Here is a 24,253-nt window from a genome sequence, read left to right as displayed (position 1 = left end):
AATACGGAGAACTGGGACTCTAAAGCTAGCTGTAATTTGCTGTATATTCTTCCCTAGCAAAGGGGCTCTTCCGGATTAAGCAAAAAACATAAAGAGAAAGGAGGATAAATTTAATGGAAAAGAAAATTCTTATAAAGCCTGTTAAAGAATTGCCTGAAGAAAACTGGCTTTCATTTTATGCTGAAGCCTCTGGTGGAACTAACGGCAGTTGCGGTTTGGAATGGTAACTTAAATTCTTGATGAGGAAGAACAGCATAATATAAAGGGGAGCCTACATTTTTGTAGGCTTACTCTGTTTTTGACAGAGCGTGAGGTGACAAGATGAAGAATATAATAATTATTGACAGTTATCCTGATACAAAACATCCATGTTTTAAAGATAAATGTTTGAAAACTTATAAATTTAATAATGATAAGAGGAATTTTGAGGAGGTCTGCCAAGATTTAGATGTTAAGTTCCCCCATGGAACAGCGATTGGCGGGATTATTGCAAAAACTTGTAAAGAAATGGATGTTATATATCATTTTTTTGATATCTTCTCCAAAGACAAGCTAAAAATGCTTGATCTCACAAACAAAGCATTGGAATATATAAGTCGGAATTTTCAGGATGGTGTAATAAATTGTAGCTTGGGAACTATTTATTATAATGAAATACTAGAAAGCTTGATAGAGAAGCTATCAAAAAAAATATTGATAATTTCTGCCTTTGATAACGCTGGAGCAATCTCTTATCCAGCTGCATTTGATAGTGTCATAGGAGTAGACACGTCTTTTCGCTGTACAAAAAAAGATGATTTTGTAGTAGTAAAAAATAGTCCGATTGATATTCGTGCGAAGGGTGGGGTTCAACGTGTTCCTTGGGTAAATCCAGAATACACAATCAATCAAGGTTCTTCGTTTGCGTGTGCTTATGTAACGGCGTATGTGGCTCAACACTATTACGGACTTTCAAAAGATAAAGTGATGGAAAAACTTGAAGGAATTGCACGTTTCGTTTATTCATTTGAGGTAGAAAAGGTTACGAGTATAGAGCTAGCAAATAAAAATGTAGCTATAGTTCCATATAATAAAGAAATTCAATCTGCTTTTAACTTTTCTGCGTTTCTTCCCTTTAAGGTTGCTGGATTTTATGATTTTAAATTTTCTGGAAATATTGGCCGGGAACTCATGAGCTTTTATGATGAAGATATAAGAACAATTGTGGAAAACACAGACAGAATTAATTTTGAAAACATAGATGTTTTGGTCATCGGACACCTAAAAGAATTATCACTTCTTACGCATCGGGATCTGAAAAAGGAATTATTAGAAAAATGCTTAAAGTATCATGTTGAGGTGCTTGCCTTTGATTCTATTGATTTTGAAGAATATTCGGAGAAATTTTCTTTAGGGAAACTGAATTTACTCTCAGTGGAAGAACTCACCCCGAAATTTCCTGAAAAATTCGGCAAATTGTTCACCAGCAAAACACCTGTTTTGGGGATTTTTGGCACAAGTAGTAAACAAGGGAAATTCACTCTTCAAATACAACTAAGGGATGCGCTGAAAAAACGCGGTTATGATACAGGGTTCATCGGAACGGAACCAACAAGTAGTTTGTTTAATTTTGATATTACCTATCCGATTGGGTATATGGGAATAGAAAACCAAAATCCTCAAATGATTTTAGAACACTCAAATTATCTGGTAAATATTCTAGATAAAATGAACAAGGATTTAATCGTAGTCGGTTCACAGTCAGGAACAATACCACAAGTTCTATACAATTTGGGGCAATCTACTTTAACTCAACTTGCATTTTTACAGGGAACAAATCCAGATGCTGTAATACTTGCTATAAACTTTGATGATAGTTTTTCATATATTCAAAGAACAATTCTTACGATGAAGAACTTGATAAACTGCTCGGTGATTGGGCTTGCACTTTATCCATTTTGCTTTAAGAATGGTTGGGGAATCATTTCGGACCGAAAAGAAAAAGTGTCAGGTGATGATTGTAAGCAAAAAAAGAAAAAATTAGAAGAAGAATTTGGAATACCGGTAATTGTTCCAGGGGATAAAAAAGAAAATGTAACACTTATCAAAATGGTAGAGAATTTCTTTTCAGGGGAACGGTAAAATGACGTTGTTAAAGGATATGTTTATTCGTAAAGGGGATTTTGAAGTTAAAATCGGAAAAGACTTGCTTTGGGTTCCCTATTGTTCCGTAGGGGAATTGACATGTGCTGATAAAAAAGACACTGTATTAGATGCGCTGATATATTTCATTGAAGCAAACTTCCGGGAAAGTATAGATACTATGAAGCTTTATAAAGAAGGATTAGAGTGGGAGTTTCATAGAAAAGGAGGAGAGCTCATCAAAAATGGTTGTGGTTGTTGTTCATCAGTCGCTTCGTGGGTGTGCAGTACATTGAAAGAGACCTACAAGGAGGTAGGCATAATAATGATTGTACGTCCTACTGGATCCGGGCATGCAATAAATTATGTAAAACAAAATGGCAATTATTATATTTTTGATTTCTTGACTTTTTTGGCTAAATATCCAAAGACATTGAAAGAGACTGGAAAAAAGTCTGATTTTTTTAAGGCAAAATTTATTACAAATTGCTGCATGAAGACGAATAATCTGAATAATTTTTCGCGATTCTATGGAAGAATAATGAGGATAGCAGGCTATGAACAGTTGTTCTTTCAAGTAAGAGAGGAAGCAGTGCCACCATTAGCTATAAAGAGAGAAATGAATCACTTCTGTATTTATTTTCCAAAAGATAAATTAATAACACCACTTGTTGGTAGTTTACAAAAGCAGATGTATTATCAAAAACTAGATATTTCATTTGAAGAGAATAAAATTAGTCGAAGTTATTTCTTTTAACGATGCTGAGTGATGTGGTGGAAAGTAATGAAATGAAAATACAGAGCTGAATATTGATATACGGCTCTGTGTTTTTCGTTAAATCTCAAACAACGGACTTGAGTCAACATGACTCGTGTCAATAATCTGGACAACATGCGTGTCAACGTCATGCTGCTGAAGACTCGTTTCCATGGTCATATGCGCCAGTTCTTTGATATTATTGTGCTGACTGCGGTGCCCCAGGAAAATGCGCTTCGTATGATTGCCGATGACTGTCAGTGCCGCCATCGCGCCGTCTTCATTGGACAAATGGCCTTTGTCGCTGAGAATGCGCTGCTTAGTTCTGAAAGGATAAGGCCCCATGCGCAGCATTTCGATGTCGTGGTTAGACTCCATGATATAAGCGTCCGCGTCGGCAATCGTCCCCGCCATGCGGTCAGAAACATAGCCGGTGTCCGTCAGAATCACGAAAGACTTATTGTCCTTCATAAAGCGGTAAAACTGCGGTGCCACAGCGTCGTGGCTCACCCCGAAACTCTCGATGTCGATGTCGTCAAAAGTCATCATTTTTCCCATGTCGAACATCTTAATCTGCTCCGGATTGACTTTGCCGAGCATATTATCGTCCAGGAGCTTGCGCCAAGTCAGCTCATTGGCATAAACATCCATATGATACCTTCTGGCAAGCACGCCGATACCCTTGATGTGGTCGCTGTGCTCATGGGTGATTAAAAGACTGTCGATATCAGCGGCAGAGCGGCCGATACTTGCGAGCGCTTCCTCGATTTTTTTGGCAGTCAAGCCGGCATCGACCAGAATCTTCTGCTTGTCCGTTTCGATATAAGTCGCATTTCCGGTAGAGCCGGAGGCGAGGATGGCATATTTAAAGCCTGTTGTCATGTTTTTTCAAACCCTTTCTAAATCTAGGCTTAGTCGTTGAAAGCTTTTGCTCAAATTCTTCGTTGAGCAGCGTGTCAGTGACGTCATTTTCGGGGACAATAGGCCTAGTATCTGATATCTCCTGAAAAACCGGCCCGCTCTCAACCACATCCCCAGCAGCAAGCTCATCCTCACTGTCAGAATCATCAAAATCAAAATCATCATAACTCAGCGGCGTATAAGGCAGCACAATCGCGAACTCAGTGCCCTGCCCTTCGACAGATTTGACGCCGATTGTGCCTTTATGAAGTTTGACAATATCATAGGCAATCGCAAGCCCGAGCCCCGTGCCGCCGGCATCGTGCGTACGCGCCTTGTCCACGCGGAAGAAGCGGTCAAAGACCTTGGAGAGGTCACGAGCAGGAATTCCCATGCCCTGGTCAGAAATCTTAATAATCAGCTGCGTGAAAGTCACCTGTAATTTGATGGTTACTGAGCCGCCTTGAGGCGAGTATTTCACTGCATTTGAGAGAATATTGTCAATGACCTGACTCATTTTGCTGATGTCAAATTCGCTCCAGATGGCGTCAGCCGGAAATTCGGTGTTGAAAGTAATCGGCACAGAATCATCCGTCACGGCGATTTGGCGGAAACGGTCAACCAGATGGCTCAGAAAAGCCACGACATTGACCATTTCCTTCTGCAGCGACGTCCGGCCCATGTCCATGCGGGAAAGGTCCAGAATATCTGTAATCATCTGCGTCATGTGCTCCGTCTCCTGCAGCGTAATATCGACAAAATCCTGGGCAATGTCAGGCTGCTGAAGGGCGCCGTCATGCAGCGTTTCAAGATAAGAGCGGATGGTCGTCAGCGGTGTTCTCAGCTCATGACTGACATTCGAAACAAAGGTGCGCTGTTCGCGCTCCAGCTTGTCAGCTTCTGTCACATCATGCAGGACGGCGATAATACCGGAAATCTCACCCGATTCACGGCGGAAGACAGAGAAGTTGATGCGCAGACGAACGTATTCACCGTAGGAATTTTCCGAGTCCACAGAGATGTCAGGCTGGCGCTCCAGCAGGTCGCGAAAGGCGAAATAATTCGCAACATGCAGTGCCTGGGCAATGTTTTTCTTAAGAATCTGCTCGGAGTTCGTGGAAAGCAGATGCAAAGCGGCTGTGTTGGCGAGAATGACTTTTCCTTGCTCGTCGGAGGCCACCACGCCGTCGGTCATGTAGGCGAGAATTCCTGTGAGCTGATTGTGCTGACTTTCCAGGCTGTCATGTGAGCGCTGGATGTGTCTGCGCAGTTCATCGACACGCTGCACCAATTCTACCAGCTCTGCTGTGCTGGGCTCAAGTTTACGGGCAGAGAAGTCACTGCGTGTCACACGGTCAATCGCATGTGTCACGTCTTTGACCGACCGGGAAAAATCAAAGGTAAAGAAGCTGGAGACGATGAGCGAAGCAATCAGGACGAGGAAAAAGGTCTGGAAAAGCTGAGTGCGCGTGTGAAAGAGCTGAAGCAGGAGAAAGAGTATCGCAAAAAGCAGTAGATGAAAAACTACTACTTTGAAAATCAGACTATTTTTTGGCTTATGATTCATTTTCTTGATTGTTCATGTAATAACCGACGCCGCGCCGGGTGCAGATGTACTCAGGACGGCTCGGATTGGTCTCGACTTTCTCGCGCAGGCGGCGCACGGTCACGTCGACAGTACGGACATCGCCGAAGTAGTCATAGCCCCAAACCTCCTCCAGGAGCGCCTCGCGGGTGATGACCTCCGACTGGTGCTGCGCCAGATATAAAATGAGCTCGAACTCGCGGTGAGACAGGTCAAGTGGCTTGTCGTTCTTGTACACGAGGTAGGTGTCTGTATTAATACGGAGCTCGCCGATTGTAATCTCTTTTTTGGCAGGCTGTTCAGTCTTGGCCTGGCTTTCGACCACGGCCCGGCGCAGATTGGCTTTGATGCGGGCCAGCAGCTCGGCGTTGCTGAAAGGTTTGGTCACGTAGTCGTCAGCGCCGACATTGAGGCCCACGACTTTGTCGATTTCGCTGTCTTTGGCAGAAACCATGATAATCGGCACATCACTGGTCTTGCGGATTTCGCGTGCGACCTCGATGCCGTCTTTCTTAGGCAGCATCAAATCAAGCAGAATCAAGTCGGGATGCGTCTCGTTGAACTTCTCAACGGCCTCTTCGCCGTCAAACGCGGTCACGACCTCGTACTGCTCTTTTTCTAAGTTGAATTTGATGATGTTTGAGATGGGCTTCTCGTCATCTACTACTAAGATTTTCGACATACTACTATTATAACAGATTTTTATGTCCAGTTGGTACTATTTTACATAAAAAAGCAAGAAAAAATGCCGTGACACCGGACACACAGAATAAACAAAAATTTGCTATAATTGACCTAATGAAATCTATTTTTATTTCTTTTGAAGGGCCGGAAGGGGCTGGGAAATCGACCGTTCTGTCGCTGATTCAGCCCGAGCTCTCGAAATTCAGAGAGGTTGTTGCGACGCGTGAGCCGGGCGGTGTGCGCATTGCCGAGGATATCCGGAAAATCGTTCTGGGGCGGGAAAACACGGCTTTGGATGCCAAGTCAGAGATGCTCCTGTTTGCGGCGGCGCGGCGCGTGCATCTGCTGGAGAAAATCAAGCCGGCTTTGGATGCCGGAAAAGTTGTGCTGGCCGACCGTTTTATCGATTCGTCGGTGGCCTATCAGGGCTATGCGGGCGGTGTGGCGATTGATGCGGTAAAATGGCTGAACAATTTTGCGACAGATGGCCTGAAGCCTGATTTGACTTTGTATTTCGACATCAAGCCTGAAGTCGGGCTGGCGCGCGTGATGGATGCGGATGAGCGCGAGAAAAACCGCTTGGACCTGGCAACGTTAGACTATCACAGAAAGGTAGCGGCGGGTTACTTGGAGCTTTGCGCAGCAGAGCCGGAGCGTTTTGTCATAATTGATGCGTCTCAAACACCTGAGACTGTTGCAGCATCAGTATTGAGCGCGATTTTTGAGCGTTTTCCAGGTGAATTTGAATGAAAATACAAGAGATTCAGCCTGAGCTGCTGGCGCATTTTAAAAAGTTAGTCAATGAGAATAAACTCTCGCATGCTTACCTTTTTGTAGGCGGATTCGGCAGCTACGACATGGCCATCTGGCTGGCGCAGGCCATTTTCTGCCAGGAGGCTGAAAGACCCTGCGGACACTGCCGTATCTGCCAATTAGTCGCCAAGGATGAATTTACCGACCTGCATATTATACGTCCGGACGGCCAGTCAATCAAAGTTGACCAGATTCGCGAACTCCTGATGACAATTGAGACAACAGGCTTTGAGTCAACAAAAAAAGTCGTAATTATCCGCGATTCGGAAAAAATGGGCGCAAGCGCCGCAAATGCGCTGCTGAAGACCATTGAAGAGCCCGATAGCGAAGTTTATATTTTCCTGCTGACCGAGAATGAAAATCTGCTCTTGCCGACGATTCAGTCACGCACACAGAAAGTCATTTTCACAAGAAACAGCAGCTTTCTATCAGATTTTTTAATAGAACAGGGCATTGAAGCTTCACAGGCTCAGCTGCTTGCTGAAGTCTCTGAATCAACAGATGAGGCGCTGGAAATTGCCCAGTCCGACTGGTTTCAGACAGCTTACCAGCCTCTGCAGAAGTGGGCGCAAGCGGCCCAGTCCTCGCCGGATGATGCACTGCTGGATTCGACAAATTTGACGGCGGCATTAGACACAAAAGCAGAGCAGGAGAAGGCTTTTGAGCTCTTATTGGTACTGTTCAATACTTCGGGCGCAGCAGAATACACAGAAAAAACCTTTAAGGCGCAGCGGATGTGGCGTGCAAATGTGCGCTTCCAGTCGTGCCTGGAAAGCATTTTATTATGATTTATGAAGTTACATTTTCAAATGGTTTTGCCAATCTTTTCGTCAAATCGGACGACATACTGCCGCTTGAAACGGCGGTGATGGTCAGGACAGAGCGGGAAACGACGCACTTTGGGCGTATATTGCGCTGCTTTGCAGATGAAGAGGCGCAGGGCAGCAAACATAAACTTGAAGTTTCCGGTGAGTTCCTGCGTTTTGCCGACGACGAAGATTTTGAAATGCGAGAGGAAGTGCTGCAAAATTCACGGGCGGCCAAAGATGATGTGATTGACATCATAAATGAGGCCGGTCTGGACATGAAAGTTATGACAGTGGCCTACAGCTTTGATTACAGCTTTCTTTTCATCACTTTTGTGGCAGAGAACCGTGTAGATTTTCGTCAATTGCTGCGCGATTTAGCAGCCTTTTTCCAGATTAGAATCGAGTTGCGGCAGATTGGTGCACGAGACGCTGCTCAGCTGGTTGGCGGTTTGGGGCCCTGCGGGCGGCCGCTGTGCTGTTCAGAATTCCTGTATGAATTTCCGTCTGTTTCTATCAAAATGGCCAAGAATCAGCAGATTGCCTTTACGCAAGGAAAATTGAACGGCCTCTGCGGCCGTTTGATGTGCTGCCTTTCCTATGAAGACAGCTTCTACAAAGAAGCGGCAAAGGAATTTCCAGATTTCGGTGAATTCTTGAATGTGCCCGAAGGGCGCGGTCGTGTAATTGGCATGAACATTTTGAGCCGGACGATTAAGCTGAGATTCGATGACTTTGTGCGTGAATACACGCTTGATGAGATTGTAAGTTCAGCGGGCGATCAGTTAAAACGAGGAAAACGCAAGGAGGTGGCGCATGGCCGACCAGAATGAATTGCTGGCAGATTTGACCCAATTTGAAAATGCGCTGGCAGACACTTATGCTGCCATTGGCAAGGTTAAGCAATCATTGACAGATTCAATGTCGGAAAATGCTTGTCTGCGCCTGGAGAATGAAAAACTGCGTGAGCGTTTAGCAGAACTGGAAAAAACTGACAGCGGCAAATCTCCAGCTGCCGCCTCTACTCTTATGAAAGTTTATGAAGAAGGTTTCCATGTTTGTCATGAGTATTACGGCAAAGTGCTGGAAGACGGCGAGACCTGCCTGCTCTGTCAGGAGGTGCTTTTCAGATGAAAACTCAATCAAGCTTCCGCGGAGAAAAATCCGCTGGAACGCTTTTTTTAGTCGGAACGCCGATCGGCAACCTGGGCGACATGACTTTTCGCGCAGTCGAAACCCTGAAGACAGTTGATTTGATTGCGGCTGAGGATACACGCAACACACTGAAACTCCTTAATCATTTTGACATAAAAACGCCTCAGGAGAGCTTTCATGAGCACAATTGGGCGGAGAAGATTCCAAAACTGCTGGATTTTTTGAAATCGGGCAATTCCATCGCGCAGGTGTCTGACGCAGGCTTGCCGTCCATCTCAGATCCGGGGCATGAACTGGTCGTTGCGGCCATCGCGGAGGGGATTGCGGTGGTGGCTCTGCCTGGTGCTTCGGCTGGTATTACTGCGTTGATTGCGAGTGGTTTGCCGCCGCAGCCGCACGTATTCTACGGGTTTCTGCCCCGTAAAAAGCGTGAGCAGATTGAATTTTTTACAGGCAAGATGGGATATCCTGAAACGCAGATTTTTTACGAGTCTCCTTTGCGGCTTACTGGGACTTTGGCGAATATGCTGGAAATTTACGGCGACCGTGAGGTTGCCGTTGTAAGAGAACTGACGAAAATCTATGAAGAATACCGCCGCGGCCTAATTTCAGAGGTTCTGCAGGATTTAATTGAGCGTCCGGCTAAGGGAGAATGCTTAGTCATCGTGTCCGGTGCTTCCACTGAGCAGTCGACTGAATTTGAAGACACTGCGCTGGAAGCTGTTCATAAACTCGTCGCCTCAGGTGACAAGCCAAATAGCGCCATTAAGCAAATCGCTAAAATACGGGGGCTGAACCGGCAGGAATTGTATGCTGAATTTCACCGGCTCGAGCGCTGAAATTGCTAAATTGTCCGGAATAGTTTAAAATACGTATATAGAAGCTAGGGAGCATAAATTTATGAATATCAAAAAAATATTACTATCCGGTATCTTAGGATTCACTGCGTTTGGTTTGCTGAGCGCCTGCAGCAGCTCTTCAAACAGCGGTTCAGATTCTTCGCCAACATCATCTGCCAAAAACATCACTGTGGCAACTTCAGGAACGTCAAATCCCTATGAATACCAGGAAAATGGCAAGATGGTGGGCTTTGAAATTGACGTCTTGAAAAAAATTGATGCCGCGCTGCCGGATTACACTTTCACGACCAAGATTTATAAGGATGATGCCATTTTGCTGGCACTTGACGGCGGACATGCTCAGATGGCCATGAACAATTTCGGCAAAACCGCTGCGCGTGAGGAAAAATACCTTTTCAGCTATCCATTGTCAGAAGGAATTAATGCGCTTTTCAGCCGTGAATCGGACAACATTACTACTGTGGCAGGCTTGGCCGGTAAGAGCACAGAAATCCCGACAGGAACAAACTACGGCGACATCATGGAGAACTGGAATAAAGAGAATCCCGACAAGAAAATCATCATTAACTATTCCGGCAACACACTGCCTGACCGTTTGAAAGAAATTTCAACCGGCAAAATTGATTTCCTCTTTGCCTCCAAATCGGCAGCTGAGAATTTTGTGAAACAGGCCGGTGTAACTGGCGTAGTGGACAGCATTCCGACTGATTTAAACAAATATCCGGAATTCAAGACTTACGAGTATTTCGTTTTCCCGAAAAATGAAAGCAAGCTCCAGAAGGCCGTCAATGCTGAGCTGAAGAAGCTCCAGTCTGACGGAACGCTGAAAACTCTGACGACGAAATATTTCGGCTCTGACCAGACACCAGATGAGAGTCAGTTTAAGTAATCTGTAACTTTTTCGTATCAGGAGATTTACTGGTGAACTTCTTGACTTCGTTCAGAAAAATGATTTGATTCTAGTCTTTTCGACTAGAATTTTTTCTACTGTGTGTGACACAATCTCAACTGCAACGAACAGCAGCTCCATAACACCTTTCCTGAGGAATTTGCATTTCATAGTATTCACCTCCTCGCTTAATCTAAAATTTGGTCAAAGGGGTGTAACACCTAAAAAAATTGAACACAGGGATTTTCCTCCCTTAATTATATATACGTAAAAAATCAGAAAATGTTTCAGCATTATTTAGCTGAAGCATTTTTGTGTTTCCGCTTTCATAATGTTTTTGTTATAATTTCTTTAAGAAAGGAGGGGGTTCATGAGAAAGCAAAAGGAGAAAGCGGCACCCAATAATTTTTCCAAGAAAATAGAGCGTGAAGTAAAGGTTGAGATGAAGTTCCTTCAGCGTATCATTATTATTGTGATGGCGGGGATTTTACCGTTTTTTTACGCGGCAAATGTGCTTTATTCTTTTAATCAGAGTAGTGTGTATAATCATGCGCAGATAAAGCGGGATTTTTCGGAGTTGAGCTCGCTTTTGGCGGGCTCTGAGGAAAGTGCGCGCCGGTATTTGACGGAAGATGATATTGTCGCTGAAAGGGCTTTTGTCAATGATTATTTTGCGGCTAAGCTGAAAGTTTCTCCAGATTTGTTTGTGGGTTATAGTTTGCTAGATAAGAATTTCAGGATGCTTTATACGAATGGACGGATGCCAGTCAAAGAAGATGTGGTGGCGAGGAATTATCTGACTTCCCGGAATTCGTCTCAAAAAAGCAAGATTGATTTCTACTACATCAAAAATGAGCTGTTTTTAATCAAAAGTGTTGAGAATAAGCAAAATTCTGGGCAAATTGGCTACCAGCTGCTGAATTTTCAAATTCCTGAGCTGAAGTCGGATAATCTGAAGCTGGAGCTGCTGGTTGTGAATCAATACGGTGAAAGTATCGTCGGCACGGATGACACATTTCTTACAGGGCATTTGAACAAGGTCGATTTTCCGAATCAAAGTATTTTCTTCCACAACGGTAATCTGATACTGCTGAGGCAGACAGCGCTCCCATACGGGCTCAAAACAGTACAGTACGAATATGTACAAATCATCCAAATCCTGATTCTCTGGTGGTTTCTGCTGGTTCTGATTGTCCTGCTGCTGCTCTGGCGCAAAACGAGGAATGTCACGCAAAAAATCGTCAGTACCTCATCAAAAGAGCTATACGAGCTCAAGCAGCAGATGAGCGAGATTGTGGCCGGCCAGCGGCAATTTATCGAGATGCGCTCAAATGACGAGTACATGGACATTTCCGAGAAAATCAATGAGCTTCTTCGCGAGAAGTCCCGTCTGCAGAAGGAATTTTACGAAGCGAGAATGGACAGCCTCAGGGCTGAGAACAAGAAACTTGAAGCCCAGTTCAATCCGCACTTTCTGTTCAATACACTAGAAACTGTCCGAGTTTCAATTTCCAGTCAGCCCAGGACAGCCGAGGAAATGATTCGTCTGCTGAACAAAATCCTCAGATACTCGATAAAAGGCCTGGACGAGATGACGATGCTTAAAGATGAACTTGAATATATTCAATATTACTTCAGGATTTATGAAATCAGGCATGACCAGTTTTCCTACAGTATATCCGTGGCGCCTGAGCTAAATGAAATCAAACTACCGAAACTCCTGCTCCTGCCAATCATTGAAAACAGCCTGAAATATGGGCTGAGAAACAGAAATGACCTTCGGATTCAGCTGATTGTCCAGAATCTGGATGAAAAATGGATTGAGATTTCAATTGTGGACAACGGCGGCGGATTTGACGAAAAGAAAATTGCCGCAATCCGGGAAATGATTCGTCAACCGGAGGCTTATTCGGACCATCACGGCCTGGTCAGTGCCAGCAGGCGCTTGCGCTATGTTTATCCGCATTCAAGTCTGGATGTAGCAGCGTTCAATGGCGAGTCGGTCGTCATGCTAGAAATCAGCAAGGAGGATTTAGCAAATGTTTAAAACGATTGTTTTAGAAGATGAAAAATTGATTCGCGACTGGATTGTCCTTTACCTTGAAAAAGACAGCGAACTGCAGCTGATTGCATCGGCGGACAACGGCGAGACAGGCAGAGAGCTCATCGAGCGCCTGCAGCCGGACATCCTGGTCAGCGACATCCACATGCCGAAGCTGACGGCTTTTGAGCTTCTCAGAGAATTTCCGCAGAAAAGCTTTGCCACAGTAATCATTTCCGGCTACAATGACTTCGAAAATGCCCAAAAAGCCATTAACCAGGATGTTTGTGCTTTTGTTGAGAAACCGATTGACTCGCTGGCGCTTGATGAGGCAATCAACAAGGCCAAAGAGCGTGTGGCCAAAATCCAGCTGCTTGAAAAATCCAAACGTTATGAGAAAACGGAAAATATCAAGTTTGAGCTGGGAGAACTCAATGCGGATATTCATGCAGAACTCATGAAATATATACGGGAAAACTATCAGAAAAAGATTTATTTCCCGAAGCTGGCGCACGAGCTCGGCTACGGTGAAAGCACGCTTTACCGGATTATCAAGGAGGCGGGAGAAGTTTCCTTTACAGAATTACTTAACCGCTACCGAATACAAAAAAGCATTGAAATTCAATTCTCTCAAAAACACACGCTGGAAGAATTGGCTGAGCGTGTGGGATTTTCCGATGCGAAGTATTTTGTGCGGGTCTTCAAAAAAGTCACGGGCAGCACACCGAAAGATTTCTTTTCCAGAAATTGAGAGAATATTCTCCAAAAATAGAGAAAATTGAGTTTTAAAAGCGCTTTCACCCTGCTATACTTTATTTATCAAAAAGTATAAGGAGTAAATACCAGAATGAAATTTTCAAGAAAAGTGGGCCTGCTCTTAGCCACAGCAATAGTAGGACTGGGAGTATTCGCCGGCTGCTCAAACAACAACAGCAAAGACACAAGCGACTCGAAAAGCAAAGCTTCGGATAAACTCGTCATTTATTCGCCGAACTCAGAAACGCTCATTCAAGCAACGATTCCAGCTTTTGAGAAGAAATATGACATCAAAGTTGAGTTGATTCAGGCAGGAACTGGCGAGCTGTTCAAAAAAATTGAGAGCGAAGCGGGAAATCCGATTGCCGATGTCATTTTCGGCGGTAATTATACGCTTTATGATGAAAATGCGAAGCTTTTCCAGAATTACAAGTCACCTGAAGATAAAAATGTGGATGAAAAGTATCGCAACACCACGGGTTATTCAACTCCGTACACACTGGACGGAAGTGTCCTGATTGTCAATCCGGACTTGACAAAAGGCATGACCATCGAGGGTTATGATGACCTGCTGAATCCGGATTTGAAGGGAAAAATTGCGACGGCTGATCCGACCAATTCTTCGAGTGCCTTTTCACACCTCACCAACATGCTGGTCGATGAGGGCGGCTACAATAGCGACAAAGCATGGAATTATGTGGACAAACTTTTCAAGAATATCGACGGCAAGATCTCGTCTAGCTCAAGTGATGTCTACAAGAAGGTGGCAGACGGCGAGCTGGCGGTCGGACTTTCTTATGAGGATCCGGTGGCTCAGCTTCTCAACGACGGCGCCAAGGTCAAACTCGTTTATATGAAGGAAGGAACGGTCTTCCTGCCTGCCTCTGCAGCAATCGTTAAGAACGCGAAGAATCTTGCCAATGCCAAGAAGTTCATTGACTTTATCATTTCCAAAGACCTTCAGAGCACGCTGGCCAAGGACACCACCAATCGCCCGGTGCGCAACGATGTCGAAATGAGCGCGAACATGAAACCTTTGAGCGACATCAACGTCAAAGAGGAAGATTATGATTATGTAAATAAACATAAAGACGAAATTGTCCAGAAATACAGCGATATCTTCGTTAATTCACAATCTTAAGAAAACAAAGGTTCAATGTTGTTGAAAATGGACAGTATTGAACCTTTTGTTTTATTGTAATGAAAGGTTTATGAAAAAAATGAGTGAAATTATTATAAAAGATGCCGTAAAAAGATACGGAAAAAATACAGTTATCCCTGATTTGTCTTTGTCCATCAAGGATGGCAGTTTGTTCACTTTACTTGGGCCCTCGGGCTGCGGCAAAACAACGCTATTGCGCATGATTGCAGGTTTTAATTCCATCGAAGGGGGGGATTTTTACTTCAATGAGACTCGGATTAATGACCTGGACCCGAGCAAACGCAACATCGGCATGGTCTTCCAGAATTATGCGATTTTTCCGCATTTGACGGTTGAGGACAATGTCAAATTCGGCTTGAAGCAGCGCAAGCTCAGCAAGCAGGAGATTCAGGCGCGGACTGACGAGTATCTCAAACTGATGCAGATTGAAGAGTATCGTGACCGAAAGCCTGAGAATCTGTCCGGCGGTCAGCAGCAGCGTGTGGCGCTTGCGCGTGCCATTGCCATTAATCCGGATGTTCTGCTGATGGATGAGCCGCTGAGTAATCTGGATGCGAAGCTTCGTCTGGAGATGCGTCAGGCAATTCGTGATATTCAGCATCAGATTGGCATTACCACGGTTTATGTCACGCATGACCAGGAGGAAGCCATGGCCATCTCAGACCAGATTGCGGTCATGAACAAGGGGGAGATTCAGCAAATCGGCAGTCCTAAAGAGCTTTATCACCGGCCGAAAAATGAATTCGTGGCGACTTTTATCGGGCGGACGAATATGATTGATGCTGAGCTTGTCACGCGCGATGGCCAGAGCAAATATGTGATTGCCGGCGGGATTGAGATTGTATCAAACAAGCCTGTGGCAGCGGCGGATCAGCCGGTGCGGCTGAGTGTGCGTCCGGAGGATCTGGAAGTTGTTGGTTCTGACACGCCGAATGCTTTTCCTGCGAGGATTGAATACAGCGTGTATTTGGGGATGAACACTGAGTATATCATGTCTATTGGACTTGACCTTAAAGTGCAGGTGAATGAGGAGTCCACGTTTGAGCAGAATCTTGAGAAAGGCGATACGGTCTATCTTCGCGTGAATGTCGATAAAATTAACATTTTCACGGCGGACGGCGCCGTGAACCTCCTTAGTGAAAACGAGGGGGGGCAGTCATGAAGCTGAAGCTTAAATGGAATATCTGGACGACGATTTCGCTTGTGGTTCTGGCGCTCTACCTGGTTTTTCTGGTTTATCCGCTGGGGAATATTCTGAAAATTGCAATTTTTCCGAATGACCGCTTTTCTTTCAGTAATTTCGTCACTTTTTTCTCGAAAAGTTACTATTCGCAGACTTTGTGGAACAGTTTCAAAGTGTCTGTCACTGCAACGGCGATTACGCTGGTTCTGGGCTTGCTGCTGGGCTATCTTTTTTCCATGTACCGTTTCAAGGGAAAGAAGCTTCTTCAGATTCTGATTGTCATAGCCAGCATGTCGGCGCCTTTTGTGGGCGCTTACTCCTGGATTCTGCTGCTTGGGCGCAATGGCGTGATTACCAATTTTCTGACCGACACACTTCATTTTCCGCAATTCAATATTTACGGATTCGCGGGAATTGTTCTGGTCTTCTCGCTGCAGCTCTTTCCACTGGTTTTCCTCTATATTGTCGGCGCATTTTCTTCGATTGATAATTCGCTCCTCGAAGCTTCGGAAAATATGGGGAATGTCGGATTTAAGCGTTTTCTCACGGTGATTTGCCCTTTGCTTCTGCCTACAATTCTGGCCAGTGCCCTGCTTGTGTTCATGCGGGCATTCTCAGACTTCGGTACGCCCATGCTGATTGGGGAGGGCTATCGGACTTTCCCGGTTCTGATTTACACCCAGTTTATCAGCGAAGTCGGAGGCAACGCGTCATTTGCGTCAAGCCTTGCGATTATTGCGATTGTGATTTCGCTCTTTGTCTTCATTGTTCAGAAATATGTGGCCAATAAAAATTCTTTCAGTATGAGTTCGCTCCACTCGGTCGAGCCCAAGACCTCCTCAGGCATTCAGCGCGTGCTGATTTACCTAGTCATGTACGGCGTTGTCGGGATTGCAATTATGCCGCAGATCTACCTGATTTACACCTCATTCAAAAACACCAGCGGCATGATTTTTGTTCCGGGCTATTCGCTGAATAGTTATACAGAGGCTTTTTCCCGCATGGGCAGTGCCATCTGGAACTCCATATACATCCCTCTCATCGCCCTAGCCATTGTCATCGTCCTAGCCTCCCTCATCTCTTACATGGCCGTGAAACAAAAAAACAAAATCACCTCCGGCATTGACATCCTGAGCATGATTCCCTACATCGTTCCCGGGACGGTAATGGGTATATCGTTACTAGCAGCCTTCAGCATGGGAATAGCAGGCAGCGGCGTGCTGGCCATCGTAGGCACCGCAGTCATCATCATCGTTTCCCTAGTCATCCGCCGACTGCCCTATACCATACGCTCCTCCGTAGCCAGCCTGGGGCAAATTCCCAGCTCGATAGAAGAAGCCGCAGAAAACCTAGGCAGCAGCCGTTTCAATACATTTATCAAAATCATGCTGCCCATGATGGCCTCCGGCATCGTCTCAGGCGCCATCCTGAGCTGGATTACCATGCTCTCAGAACTCTCCACCTCAATCCTGCTCTATACCGTCAACACCCGTACCATGCCCGTTGCAGTCTACACCGAAGTTCTCCGCGGAAACTACGGCATCGCAGCTGCGCTTTCAACGATTATGACCGCTCTGACTGTGGCTGCTCTGCTTTTGTTTATGAAGATTACGAAGAGTGATAGGATTACGCTTTGATTTCTCATAATGATGGGTGCTTTTCAAGAAATTCGTCAAGCTGCAAACAAGGTAGGAATCCCGAAAATCGGAGCATAAGCAGTATAAAAAATAAATGATTTTCCAAAGTAAAGATAGAAAAATTGTGTGATTGTACGGTTAGTCAGCGATGAAATGCTTTAGTTCGAAGTTTCTTGTTTTAATTTTTTGACAGTTATGCTAAAATGTTTACCAATACTTTTAAATTCGATAGGGAGAGATGGCAAAACAAATTAAAAATAAAATTGAAGCACAAGGGCTTGAGATTTCTGTTCTCACTCAAAATCAAAACGACTTTATTAGTTTGACGGATATTGCAAAATATCGAAACAAAGAAAGTCCAGCTCTTGTTATCGCTAATTGGTTAAGTAATTATTCAACCATTGATTTTCTTGCTACATGGGAAGAATTAAGTAACCCAAATTTTAAACTCTTGGAATTCCAAGAGTTAAGGAATGAGCGTGGCAGGCTCTCACTTTCACCGAAGCAGTGGATAGAACGTGTCAATGCCACGGGTTTAAAATCTTCCTCTGGACGTTACGGCGGAACATTCGCGCACACAGATATCGCCTTCGAATTTGCATCCTGGGTTTCTCCAGAGTTTAAACTCTACGTCATCAAAGACTACCAACGCCTTAAGCAAAGCGAAAGTTTCCAGAATCAGATTGAATGGAACGTTAAACGCGAACTTGCTAAAGCGACATATTCCTTGCATACTGATGCCGTCAAAAATTTTCTTATCCCCACTCTTACTGCCGCCCAAATAAAGTATGCCTATGCAAATGAAGCAGATATGCTCAATGTTGCACTTTTCGGAATGACAGCCAAACAGTTCAGAGAGAAATATCCGGATAGAACTGGGAATCAGCGTGACAATGCAACGATTGAGCAGAATATAGTGATGGTCAATCTTGAAACAAGCAATGCTTTACTAATTGAACAGGGATTATCACAATCGGAACGGTTGAAAATGCTCAGAAATCTTGCTGTAAAACAATTTGAAACATACTCGAATAATAGGGCTATTCAAAGAATAAAAAATATTTCAGATAATCAAGAGAGACAACTGAAAGGGTGATTCCCGATTCTGAAGAATTTAGGCAAATCACTTATAGTGGTAAAATTCTCTTATTTATAGACAGAACCATTAAAAAAGTACTCAAAAAAATCCAGCAGTGAGTTGCTTGTTTGTTACATGTTTATTGTGATAAAATAGAATAATGAAAAAGTTTTTAAAAATTTTAGCAGTTCTGATTGTGCTGATTCTGGTGCTGGTAGGTGCTTATGTGGCCTACGTCTACCTGCAGTACCACAGGATTCCGGACAATCAGGCCTTGACGGTGAAAAAGAGCGCGGCAAATGACGCGTCTAAACCGGCAGCGGGGAAAACCTACAGCATCGCCACCTACAACATCGGCTACGGCTCCTATCCGCCGGATTATACCTTCTTCATGGACGGCGGCAAGGAGGTCCGGGCGCGCTCGAAAGCGGCTGTCAATGCAGCGATGAAAGAGGACCTGCGTCTTTTGGACAAAATCAATGCTGATTTTGTCAATATTCAGGAGATTGACTGGGACGGTACACGCTCGCAGCACGTTAATGAGCCGAAGGTCTTTCAGGAGCACTTAACACAGTATAATAATGTGTTAGCACAGAACTACGACTCTGCCTGGCTGCAGTATCCAGTGCTGAATCCGATTGGCAAAGCCAAATCAGGCATTATGACTTTCTCTAAGTTCCCGATTACCAGTGCCAGACGTTATAGTCTGCCGATAGAAACCAACTTCAACAAGTTTTTCGACTTAGACCGGGCATTTTCAGTTCAGCGGGTTCCCATGGAAAACGGAAAAGACTTTATGCTCTATAATGTCCATCTTTCCGCCTACACCAAGGACCAATCTGTCCAAAAAGCTCAGCTGGACAAATTGTTCAAATCCATGCAGAAAGAAGTGGATGCTGGGAATTACGTGATTTGCGGCGGAGATTATAATCACGACTTGGTTGGCTGTGCGCGTGAGGAGCTGACTTGGATGAAAACTTTCCCGACCGAGGATTTGACCAAAGGCATGCGCGTGGTGGCGCCGGACCCTGAGAATAATGCACCATCTGTGCGTTCCAACGGCGTGACTCTGGATGACCCGAAGGAAATCACCGGCTGGATAGACGGCTTCCTGGTGTCCAAAAATATTACTGACATTTCGGTAAAAACTGTCGATAATGGTTTCAAGGCGAGTGACCATCAGCCAGTAGTCATGGAATTTCAATTTCAATAAGCTGTCTTTTCAGGCAGCTTTTGCTATACTAGTGATATGAAAATTATCATGATTGGATCACCCGGTGCTGGAAAGTCAACTTTTTCACGGCAATTGGCAAAGTTGACTGAATTTCCAGTGCTGCATCTGGATAAAGTCTGGCACAAAACGGATTATTCAGAAGAGGCGACTGACTACCTGCGCCTTGTGCAGTGCGAGTTTTTAAATCATCATGAAAGCTGCATCATTGACGGAAATTACTCGGCGACCATGGATGCACGTCTACCTGAGGCGGATTTGATTATCTGGATGAAAATAGGGCGTGTCAAAGCGATTCGACGTGTGCTTGGGCGCTCGTTCAGTCAGCGTTTAACAGGACACATGCGTAACGATATGGCCACAAACTTCACTGAGAAATTTGACAAAGAGTACTGGGAATTCATGAAATTCATCTGGAATTTCCCCAAGAAAAATGAGCTTCGAATTGCCAAATTGATTGAGAGTTATGGAAGGAGCGACAAGATTGTGTTTGTGAAAAATCAAAAGGATAAGGAAAAAGTGATCAAATTGCTTAGTTAATCACTCAGACTGTAGATAAACTAGGACCAGCAAAACTCAGGGTACCAAAATTCAGGAAAACTCAAACAATTTCTTGATAAGTGGAGCTTCGGAAATTTTCACAAAAAGCCTGTGCAATAAGGCAAAATGGGAGACTTCGGCTCCCATTTTAGCAATGGAAGCGAAGCTTCGCTTGCGGCCTGCACGGCTTTTTGTGAAAATTTTCGGAGCGGAACGGACTTTGTCTACACTCTGAGTGATTAAATTGCTGAGTTAATCACTTTTTTAGTAAGATGCCAATCAGAATCGTAATAGCCAGGGCAGAATTGAAGAGCATTAGATTGTTGACCTGCAGGATAAAAGTCTCAGATTTTTTCTGTACAGCCAGGAATTTGCGCATATTGTTCAAAATCAGCGGTGCAATGAGCAGCATCAGCAAGGACCAGATGGGCAGGATTCTGAGCAGAATGGATGCTAACACGGCCAAGCCGGCTAACAGGTAAATCAGCCTATAAAGCGTCAGCGCGAGCGGCACTTTCAGGTAATAGGCCAGCGTATAGCGCTCATTGCGCAGGTCTTGCTCGAGGTCACAGATATTGTCCGACAACATAATGTTGAAATTCATGCAGAAGCACATAATGGCCACGAGGACAATCGGCAGCAGCACGGAGAAATCCCAGTCCCAGGTCATTTTCCAGCCGCTGCTGAACTTGATGAAGAAGTAGTGCGCGTCGAAGGAATTGACGTAAATCCCCATGAAAAAGCCGATGGCACCTTCGCAAAGTCCGGCCAGCAGCTCACCTAGAGGAAAGCGCGAGAAAGCGAAAGGGCCGTAAGTATAGAAAACTGCAATGACCAGCGCCACGCCGCCAACGGGCAGAATGGCCAGGTTCGTCAGAAATGCTACCGCGAGCCCGATGAACAAGTCCAGCACCAGCAGGCCGAGACAGATGCCCCAGGCCAGCTTCAGCGGAATTTTTTCGTGCGCAATGATGTTCCAGCTCTTGTACTCAGGGTCGAGGGCTTTTTTGTAATCCATCAGATTGTTCCAGGCTGACACGAAGAGGTTAATCGCCGCCAGACCGATGAAAAAGAGGAGCGAGGGCAGCCAGTGGAAGCTGCCGAAGGTGTATATCGCATATATGACGCCGGCAATCGGTGAGAGGAGGGCGGCCGGCAGAGTTTGGATGCGCGTGAAGTTTAAAAAGGTCTTGAAGTTCATAGGTTAATTTTAGCAAAAAAATCCGAAATAGAGAAGTCTCGAAGTTGTTCGTGAAAAAATGATGAGAAAATAGACAAAAAGCTATGATTTGTAGCGGGAAACTTGAGTGCAGATAAAACAAAAATTGCCAGAAATTAATTGGATTTTCTTTACCATAAAGCACTTCCATGCTATAATTATTCCATGGCAATTCACACGCATACGCCGATGATTTTCAATGCCGGCGTTAATCGAATTAAGTATTCTAAAAACGGCTCCAGCAACGAAAATTGTCCTTTTTGCGACAAGTCGCAGCAGAGCAATATCCACAGAACCCAGGGCGACATGGTCTGGCTGGATAACAAGTTTATGACGATTGAAGAAAGTCAGATGACTGTTCTGATTGAGTCGGCGGAGCATTTGGGCGACATCACGACTTATAGTCAGGCAAAGAACCGGGAGCTTTTCCGCTTTGCGACTTCCTGCTGGCAGGAAATGATTGATTCCGGCAAGTTCGAGTCGGTTCTCATGTTCAAAAACTTCGGTCCGATGTCGGGCGGCAGTCTGCGGCATCCTCACATGCAAATCGTGGGTCTGACGGCTATTGACGGCTACGAAGAGGTGGACGCTTCGAACTTTACCGGCCTGGAGGTGCTCAAGTCGGAAGAGCTCACAGTCACTTTGTCAACTCATCCGGTCATGGGCCTGGCCGAGGCCAATATTATCCTGAAAGAGGGCGCTGCGGACACCGACGCTTTTGCGGATGCCGTGCAGAACGGCGCGAAATACTATATGAACGACTTCATGAACGGCCGCTGTGATTCCTACAATCTGTTCTTCTACCAGATTGACGGGCAGACAATTTGTAAAATCGTGCCGAGATTTCTGACATCCCCCTACTTTATCGGCTACAAAATTCCGCAGGTTTTCACCGATGAGCGGATGCAGGAAATCGTCGAAGAGCTAAGAAAGGTACTTTTGTAAATGGTAAACGTATATCTTTGTCGTCACGGCAAAACGATGTTCAACACGATAGGCCGGGCGCAGGGCTGGTCGGACACACCGCTGACAACTGAAGGCCAGGCAGGCATTCGAGAGCTCGGGCTTGGTTTTGCCGCTGAGGGCATCAAGTTTGACAGGGCTTATTCATCTGATACGGGGCGAACCTTGCAGACCATGCAGATTGTCCTGCGGGAGACTGGCTGTGAGGGGATTCCCTGGACCTTTGACTGGCGCATTCGCGAATGGTGCTTCGGTAGTTTTGACGGCGCTTATGACGGTGAGCTTTTTGGTGGTGTGCTGCCGAGAATTTTTGCTGAGGGAGGCCAGGATGGCCGTTTGCGCAGCACGAAGGAAACCTGTGAAGCTATTTACAGGGTGGATACGGCTGGCTGGGCGGAAACTTGGGAGGAGCTGAGCGGGCGGATTCTTACCGGCTTTCATGATATTGCTGCGGAATCAGAAGCTGCGGGCGCTGAAAATGTCGTGATTATCAGCCATGGTATGACAATTGGTACTTTTGTCGAGCTGCTGGAGCCTGACCGGCCGCGGCCGAGTGGACTGGATAACGGCTCGGTGACGAAGTTGGCTTATGAAAACGGACGTTTTGCGGTCGAGACGATTGGTGATATGTCTTATCGCCGTCTTGGGCAAGAGCGGATGATATAAATAAAACTTAGTTGTGATTAATTTTACAGCTAAGTTTTTTCTTCAGTTGAATTCGCAAAATGTACATTTTCTATTAAAGTGTTTAAAAACTTTTATTGACAGAGTCGAATTCTTTTATTATAATTTAAGCATATTTTAGATTTTCTTTAAGAGAAAAGAGTTAAAGTACTATATGGATAAGAAATGCATGGGCCGCGCGTTCAAAACAATGCGTGAGGAGAGAAACCTCATGATTAAAGAATTATCAGATGAAGTGGTGACAAGCGCAACAATTTCAAGGTTTGAGTCCGGTATCACTTTGCCGAATGTTCTGACATTTATTCGTCTTCTAAAGAATGCGAATATTGCAATGGAAGATTACCTTTCCGTGCTGAATAAAACAGAACACTTGTCGATTCTGCTTGACAGTAATATTGCCGAAGCTTATGAGCGCAGAGACATTGTCTGGCTGGAAAGCTTTTTGCGAGAACTTCAGGCTCGAGATGAAAAAGTGGAAATGCGCGATATTCTGGGGCAGATTTATGTGAAACTCTTTATTTTTGCGCTGGACAAGAGCCGCACGCTTAATGCGCACGAGATTTCGATTATTTACCGCTATTTGAGCTCTATCAAGCGCTGGGGGAAGCTGGAGCTGGCCCTGTTTAGTGCGGCGCTCCCCGTGCTTGACACGGATTATTTGGTAACATCTCTGCAGATGCTCCTTTCTGTTTTCATTCGGGATTATTCGACAAATACTCAGCGCATTTACTATCAGTGCTTGAGTAATTTAATCTGGACTTTTGTTGAGCGCAGAGAATATTATCATGCACGTCATGTCGTTAATTTTTTTGAAAATGAAAGGGTTCCGGACATTTTCATCCGTGAAAAGGTTTATGTTTACTTCCGCATCGCGTTTTTCCATTATGTGACGGATGAGGAAAAGAGCGAGGCCAGTTTAAAGAAAATGACGGGTATCATTGATTCTCTTCAGTTTTTCAACGCCACGTCCTGTGCCTCGTTTCTTGATTATGAGCTGCGCGAAATCTTAGAAAAATTTCCGTTGAATCGGAAAAAATGAAACTTAGTCAAATGCTGACTAAGTTTTGTTATTTTTAAGAAATGATTACGAAAATGTAATCGAAATTCTGGCTGATTTTATGAAATCAGCCTTTTTAAAAGCTTATCCTCTTAATTTTCAAAAAAGTTTAATTACTAAAATGTAATTGTC

Annotated in this window: 23 protein-coding genes; 19 read left to right on the top strand and 4 right to left on the bottom strand. The window is 44.8% G+C overall.

All coding sequences use genetic code 11. The features are described 5' to 3' along the window. The first annotated feature begins 321 nt into the window (after positions 1-321). Together ACYQ2E_RS06775 and ACYQ2E_RS06770 are read left to right on the top strand one after the other, a co-directional pair. On the top strand, positions 322-2,121 hold the full coding sequence (locus ACYQ2E_RS06775) for a DUF1611 domain-containing protein (protein ID WP_460017311.1): 1,800 nt from the start codon (positions 322-324) through the stop codon (positions 2,119-2,121). Position 2,122: 1 nt separating this feature from the next. Further along, positions 2,123-2,878 carry a transglutaminase-like domain-containing protein gene (locus ACYQ2E_RS06770; protein WP_460017310.1) on the top strand — a complete coding sequence of 252 codons (756 nt, stop codon included), beginning with the start codon at positions 2,123-2,125 and terminating at the stop codon, positions 2,876-2,878. A gap of 78 nt (positions 2,879-2,956) precedes the next feature. On the opposite strand, the gene ACYQ2E_RS06765 is transcribed toward ACYQ2E_RS06770, so the two are convergent. From ACYQ2E_RS06765 to yycF, 3 genes are read right to left on the bottom strand one after another with little or no spacing between them, the layout of a single operon-like run. Continuing rightward, positions 2,957-3,760 carry an MBL fold metallo-hydrolase gene (locus tag ACYQ2E_RS06765; RefSeq protein WP_460017309.1) on the bottom strand — a complete coding sequence of 268 codons (804 nt, stop codon included), beginning with the start codon at positions 3,758-3,760 and terminating at the stop codon, positions 2,957-2,959. Then, positions 3,744-5,345, bottom strand: a complete 1,602-nt coding sequence (locus tag ACYQ2E_RS06760) for an ATP-binding protein (protein WP_460017308.1) — start codon at positions 5,343-5,345, stop codon at positions 3,744-3,746. Before ACYQ2E_RS06760 ends, ACYQ2E_RS06765 begins: the two co-directional genes overlap by 17 nt. Then, complete coding sequence (gene yycF, locus ACYQ2E_RS06755) at positions 5,335-6,045, bottom strand: response regulator YycF (protein WP_460017307.1); 711 nt, start codon at positions 6,043-6,045, stop codon at positions 5,335-5,337. Before yycF ends, ACYQ2E_RS06760 begins: the two co-directional genes overlap by 11 nt. Before the next feature lie 116 nt (positions 6,046-6,161). Between yycF and tmk the strand changes: the two genes are divergently transcribed. From tmk to ACYQ2E_RS06685, 14 genes are all read left to right on the top strand, one after another. After that, entirely contained in the window at positions 6,162-6,797 is a 636-nt protein-coding gene (gene tmk, locus ACYQ2E_RS06750; RefSeq protein ID WP_460017306.1) for a dTMP kinase, read from the top strand. Next, on the top strand, positions 6,794-7,648 hold the full coding sequence (locus ACYQ2E_RS06745; protein WP_460017305.1) for a DNA polymerase III subunit delta': 855 nt from the start codon (positions 6,794-6,796) through the stop codon (positions 7,646-7,648). The genes tmk and ACYQ2E_RS06745 overlap by 4 nt, the downstream gene beginning before the upstream one ends. Then, positions 7,645-8,499 (top strand): PSP1 domain-containing protein, encoded by an 855-nt coding sequence (locus tag ACYQ2E_RS06740; RefSeq protein WP_460017304.1) that lies wholly within the window; start codon positions 7,645-7,647, stop codon positions 8,497-8,499. The genes ACYQ2E_RS06745 and ACYQ2E_RS06740 overlap by 4 nt, the downstream gene beginning before the upstream one ends. After that, positions 8,483-8,800 carry a DNA replication initiation control protein YabA gene (locus ACYQ2E_RS06735; RefSeq protein WP_460017303.1) on the top strand — a complete coding sequence of 106 codons (318 nt, stop codon included), beginning with the start codon at positions 8,483-8,485 and terminating at the stop codon, positions 8,798-8,800. Before ACYQ2E_RS06740 ends, ACYQ2E_RS06735 begins: the two co-directional genes overlap by 17 nt. Further along, on the top strand, positions 8,797-9,660 hold the full coding sequence (gene rsmI / locus ACYQ2E_RS06730; protein ID WP_460017302.1) for a 16S rRNA (cytidine(1402)-2'-O)-methyltransferase: 864 nt from the start codon (positions 8,797-8,799) through the stop codon (positions 9,658-9,660). Before ACYQ2E_RS06735 ends, rsmI begins: the two co-directional genes overlap by 4 nt. Before the next feature lie 61 nt (positions 9,661-9,721). Beyond that, a complete protein-coding gene (locus tag ACYQ2E_RS06725; protein WP_460017301.1) occupies positions 9,722-10,570 on the top strand; it encodes a transporter substrate-binding domain-containing protein in 849 nt (282 codons plus the stop codon). Positions 10,571-10,940: 370 nt separating this feature from the next. Further along, on the top strand, positions 10,941-12,617 hold the full coding sequence (locus ACYQ2E_RS06720) for a sensor histidine kinase (RefSeq protein WP_460017300.1): 1,677 nt from the start codon (positions 10,941-10,943) through the stop codon (positions 12,615-12,617). Next, complete coding sequence (locus ACYQ2E_RS06715; protein ID WP_460017299.1) at positions 12,610-13,362, top strand: response regulator transcription factor; 753 nt, start codon at positions 12,610-12,612, stop codon at positions 13,360-13,362. Before ACYQ2E_RS06720 ends, ACYQ2E_RS06715 begins: the two co-directional genes overlap by 8 nt. A 96-nt stretch (positions 13,363-13,458) precedes the next feature. Continuing rightward, complete coding sequence (locus ACYQ2E_RS06710) at positions 13,459-14,508, top strand: ABC transporter substrate-binding protein (RefSeq protein WP_460017298.1); 1,050 nt, start codon at positions 13,459-13,461, stop codon at positions 14,506-14,508. Positions 14,509-14,587: 79 nt separating this feature from the next. Then, the gene (locus ACYQ2E_RS06705; protein ID WP_460017297.1) at positions 14,588-15,691 is read left to right on the top strand and encodes an ABC transporter ATP-binding protein; all 1,104 of its coding nucleotides are present in this window, start codon (positions 14,588-14,590) and stop codon (positions 15,689-15,691) included. Further along, a complete protein-coding gene (locus tag ACYQ2E_RS06700; RefSeq protein WP_460017296.1) occupies positions 15,688-17,349 on the top strand; it encodes an ABC transporter permease in 1,662 nt (553 codons plus the stop codon). The genes ACYQ2E_RS06705 and ACYQ2E_RS06700 overlap by 4 nt, the downstream gene beginning before the upstream one ends. Before the next feature lie 238 nt (positions 17,350-17,587). Next, complete coding sequence (locus ACYQ2E_RS06695) at positions 17,588-18,445, top strand: KilA-N domain-containing protein (RefSeq protein WP_460017295.1); 858 nt, start codon at positions 17,588-17,590, stop codon at positions 18,443-18,445. Between the two features lie 142 nt (positions 18,446-18,587). Continuing rightward, positions 18,588-19,640, top strand: a complete 1,053-nt coding sequence (locus ACYQ2E_RS06690; protein WP_460017294.1) for an endonuclease/exonuclease/phosphatase family protein — start codon at positions 18,588-18,590, stop codon at positions 19,638-19,640. A 36-nt stretch (positions 19,641-19,676) separates the two neighbouring features. Beyond that, a complete protein-coding gene (locus ACYQ2E_RS06685; RefSeq protein ID WP_460017293.1) occupies positions 19,677-20,198 on the top strand; it encodes a P-loop NTPase family protein in 522 nt (173 codons plus the stop codon). Positions 20,199-20,454: 256 nt separating this feature from the next. Here ACYQ2E_RS06685 and ACYQ2E_RS06680 read toward each other — a convergent pair whose 3' ends face one another. Further along, entirely contained in the window at positions 20,455-21,399 is a 945-nt protein-coding gene (locus tag ACYQ2E_RS06680) for a UbiA family prenyltransferase (protein ID WP_460017292.1), read from the bottom strand. A gap of 183 nt (positions 21,400-21,582) precedes the next feature. Here ACYQ2E_RS06680 and ACYQ2E_RS06675 point away from each other — a divergent pair, with 183 nt between their 5' ends. The 3 genes from ACYQ2E_RS06675 to ACYQ2E_RS06665 all read left to right on the top strand — a co-directional run bounded on the left by ACYQ2E_RS06675 (position 21,583) and on the right by ACYQ2E_RS06665 (position 24,103). Further along, positions 21,583-22,362, top strand: coding sequence for a DUF4931 domain-containing protein (locus ACYQ2E_RS06675; RefSeq protein WP_460017291.1), 780 nt, complete (start codon positions 21,583-21,585; stop codon positions 22,360-22,362). Further along, complete coding sequence (locus ACYQ2E_RS06670) at positions 22,363-23,046, top strand: histidine phosphatase family protein (RefSeq protein ID WP_460017290.1); 684 nt, start codon at positions 22,363-22,365, stop codon at positions 23,044-23,046. Between the two features lie 172 nt (positions 23,047-23,218). Continuing rightward, positions 23,219-24,103: an Rgg/GadR/MutR family transcriptional regulator gene (locus ACYQ2E_RS06665; protein ID WP_460017289.1), complete on the top strand. Its 885-nt coding sequence runs from the start codon at positions 23,219-23,221 to the stop codon at positions 24,101-24,103. The last annotated feature ends 150 nt before the right edge of the window (positions 24,104-24,253 follow it).

The sequence above is a fragment of the Lactovum odontotermitis genome, assembly GCF_054658595.1.
Note: the sequence above shows the minus strand (reverse complement) of the source record. Positions and strands in the feature narration are given on the sequence as shown.

What these genes read in the sequence shown, in the direction of transcription:
- ACYQ2E_RS06770 (WP_460017310.1), top strand. Translation starts at nt 2,123, where the DNA reads ATGACGTTGTTAAAGGATATGTTTATTCGTAAAGGGGATTTTGAAGTT.
- ACYQ2E_RS06765 (WP_460017309.1), bottom strand. Translation starts at nt 3,760, where the DNA reads ATGACAACAGGCTTTAAATATGCCATCCTCGCCTCCGGCTCTACCGGA.
- ACYQ2E_RS06665 (WP_460017289.1), top strand. Translation starts at nt 23,219, where the DNA reads ATGGATAAGAAATGCATGGGCCGCGCGTTCAAAACAATGCGTGAGGAG.
- ACYQ2E_RS06710 (WP_460017298.1), top strand. Translation starts at nt 13,459, where the DNA reads ATGAAATTTTCAAGAAAAGTGGGCCTGCTCTTAGCCACAGCAATAGTA.
- ACYQ2E_RS06775 (WP_460017311.1), top strand. Translation starts at nt 322, where the DNA reads ATGAAGAATATAATAATTATTGACAGTTATCCTGATACAAAACATCCA.
- ACYQ2E_RS06745 (WP_460017305.1), top strand. Translation starts at nt 6,794, where the DNA reads ATGAAAATACAAGAGATTCAGCCTGAGCTGCTGGCGCATTTTAAAAAG.
- yycF (WP_460017307.1), bottom strand. Translation starts at nt 6,045, where the DNA reads ATGTCGAAAATCTTAGTAGTAGATGACGAGAAGCCCATCTCAAACATC.
- ACYQ2E_RS06700 (WP_460017296.1), top strand. Translation starts at nt 15,688, where the DNA reads ATGAAGCTGAAGCTTAAATGGAATATCTGGACGACGATTTCGCTTGTG.
- ACYQ2E_RS06740 (WP_460017304.1), top strand. Translation starts at nt 7,645, where the DNA reads ATGATTTATGAAGTTACATTTTCAAATGGTTTTGCCAATCTTTTCGTC.
- ACYQ2E_RS06760 (WP_460017308.1), bottom strand. Translation starts at nt 5,345, where the DNA reads ATGAATCATAAGCCAAAAAATAGTCTGATTTTCAAAGTAGTAGTTTTT.
- ACYQ2E_RS06725 (WP_460017301.1), top strand. Translation starts at nt 9,722, where the DNA reads ATGAATATCAAAAAAATATTACTATCCGGTATCTTAGGATTCACTGCG.
- ACYQ2E_RS06735 (WP_460017303.1), top strand. Translation starts at nt 8,483, where the DNA reads ATGGCCGACCAGAATGAATTGCTGGCAGATTTGACCCAATTTGAAAAT.
- rsmI (WP_460017302.1), top strand. Translation starts at nt 8,797, where the DNA reads ATGAAAACTCAATCAAGCTTCCGCGGAGAAAAATCCGCTGGAACGCTT.
- ACYQ2E_RS06675 (WP_460017291.1), top strand. Translation starts at nt 21,583, where the DNA reads ATGGCAATTCACACGCATACGCCGATGATTTTCAATGCCGGCGTTAAT.
- tmk (WP_460017306.1), top strand. Translation starts at nt 6,162, where the DNA reads ATGAAATCTATTTTTATTTCTTTTGAAGGGCCGGAAGGGGCTGGGAAA.
- ACYQ2E_RS06720 (WP_460017300.1), top strand. Translation starts at nt 10,941, where the DNA reads ATGAGAAAGCAAAAGGAGAAAGCGGCACCCAATAATTTTTCCAAGAAA.
- ACYQ2E_RS06690 (WP_460017294.1), top strand. Translation starts at nt 18,588, where the DNA reads ATGAAAAAGTTTTTAAAAATTTTAGCAGTTCTGATTGTGCTGATTCTG.
- ACYQ2E_RS06695 (WP_460017295.1), top strand. Translation starts at nt 17,588, where the DNA reads ATGGCAAAACAAATTAAAAATAAAATTGAAGCACAAGGGCTTGAGATT.
- ACYQ2E_RS06715 (WP_460017299.1), top strand. Translation starts at nt 12,610, where the DNA reads ATGTTTAAAACGATTGTTTTAGAAGATGAAAAATTGATTCGCGACTGG.
- ACYQ2E_RS06670 (WP_460017290.1), top strand. Translation starts at nt 22,363, where the DNA reads ATGGTAAACGTATATCTTTGTCGTCACGGCAAAACGATGTTCAACACG.
- ACYQ2E_RS06705 (WP_460017297.1), top strand. Translation starts at nt 14,588, where the DNA reads ATGAGTGAAATTATTATAAAAGATGCCGTAAAAAGATACGGAAAAAAT.
- ACYQ2E_RS06685 (WP_460017293.1), top strand. Translation starts at nt 19,677, where the DNA reads ATGAAAATTATCATGATTGGATCACCCGGTGCTGGAAAGTCAACTTTT.
- ACYQ2E_RS06680 (WP_460017292.1), bottom strand. Translation starts at nt 21,399, where the DNA reads ATGAACTTCAAGACCTTTTTAAACTTCACGCGCATCCAAACTCTGCCG.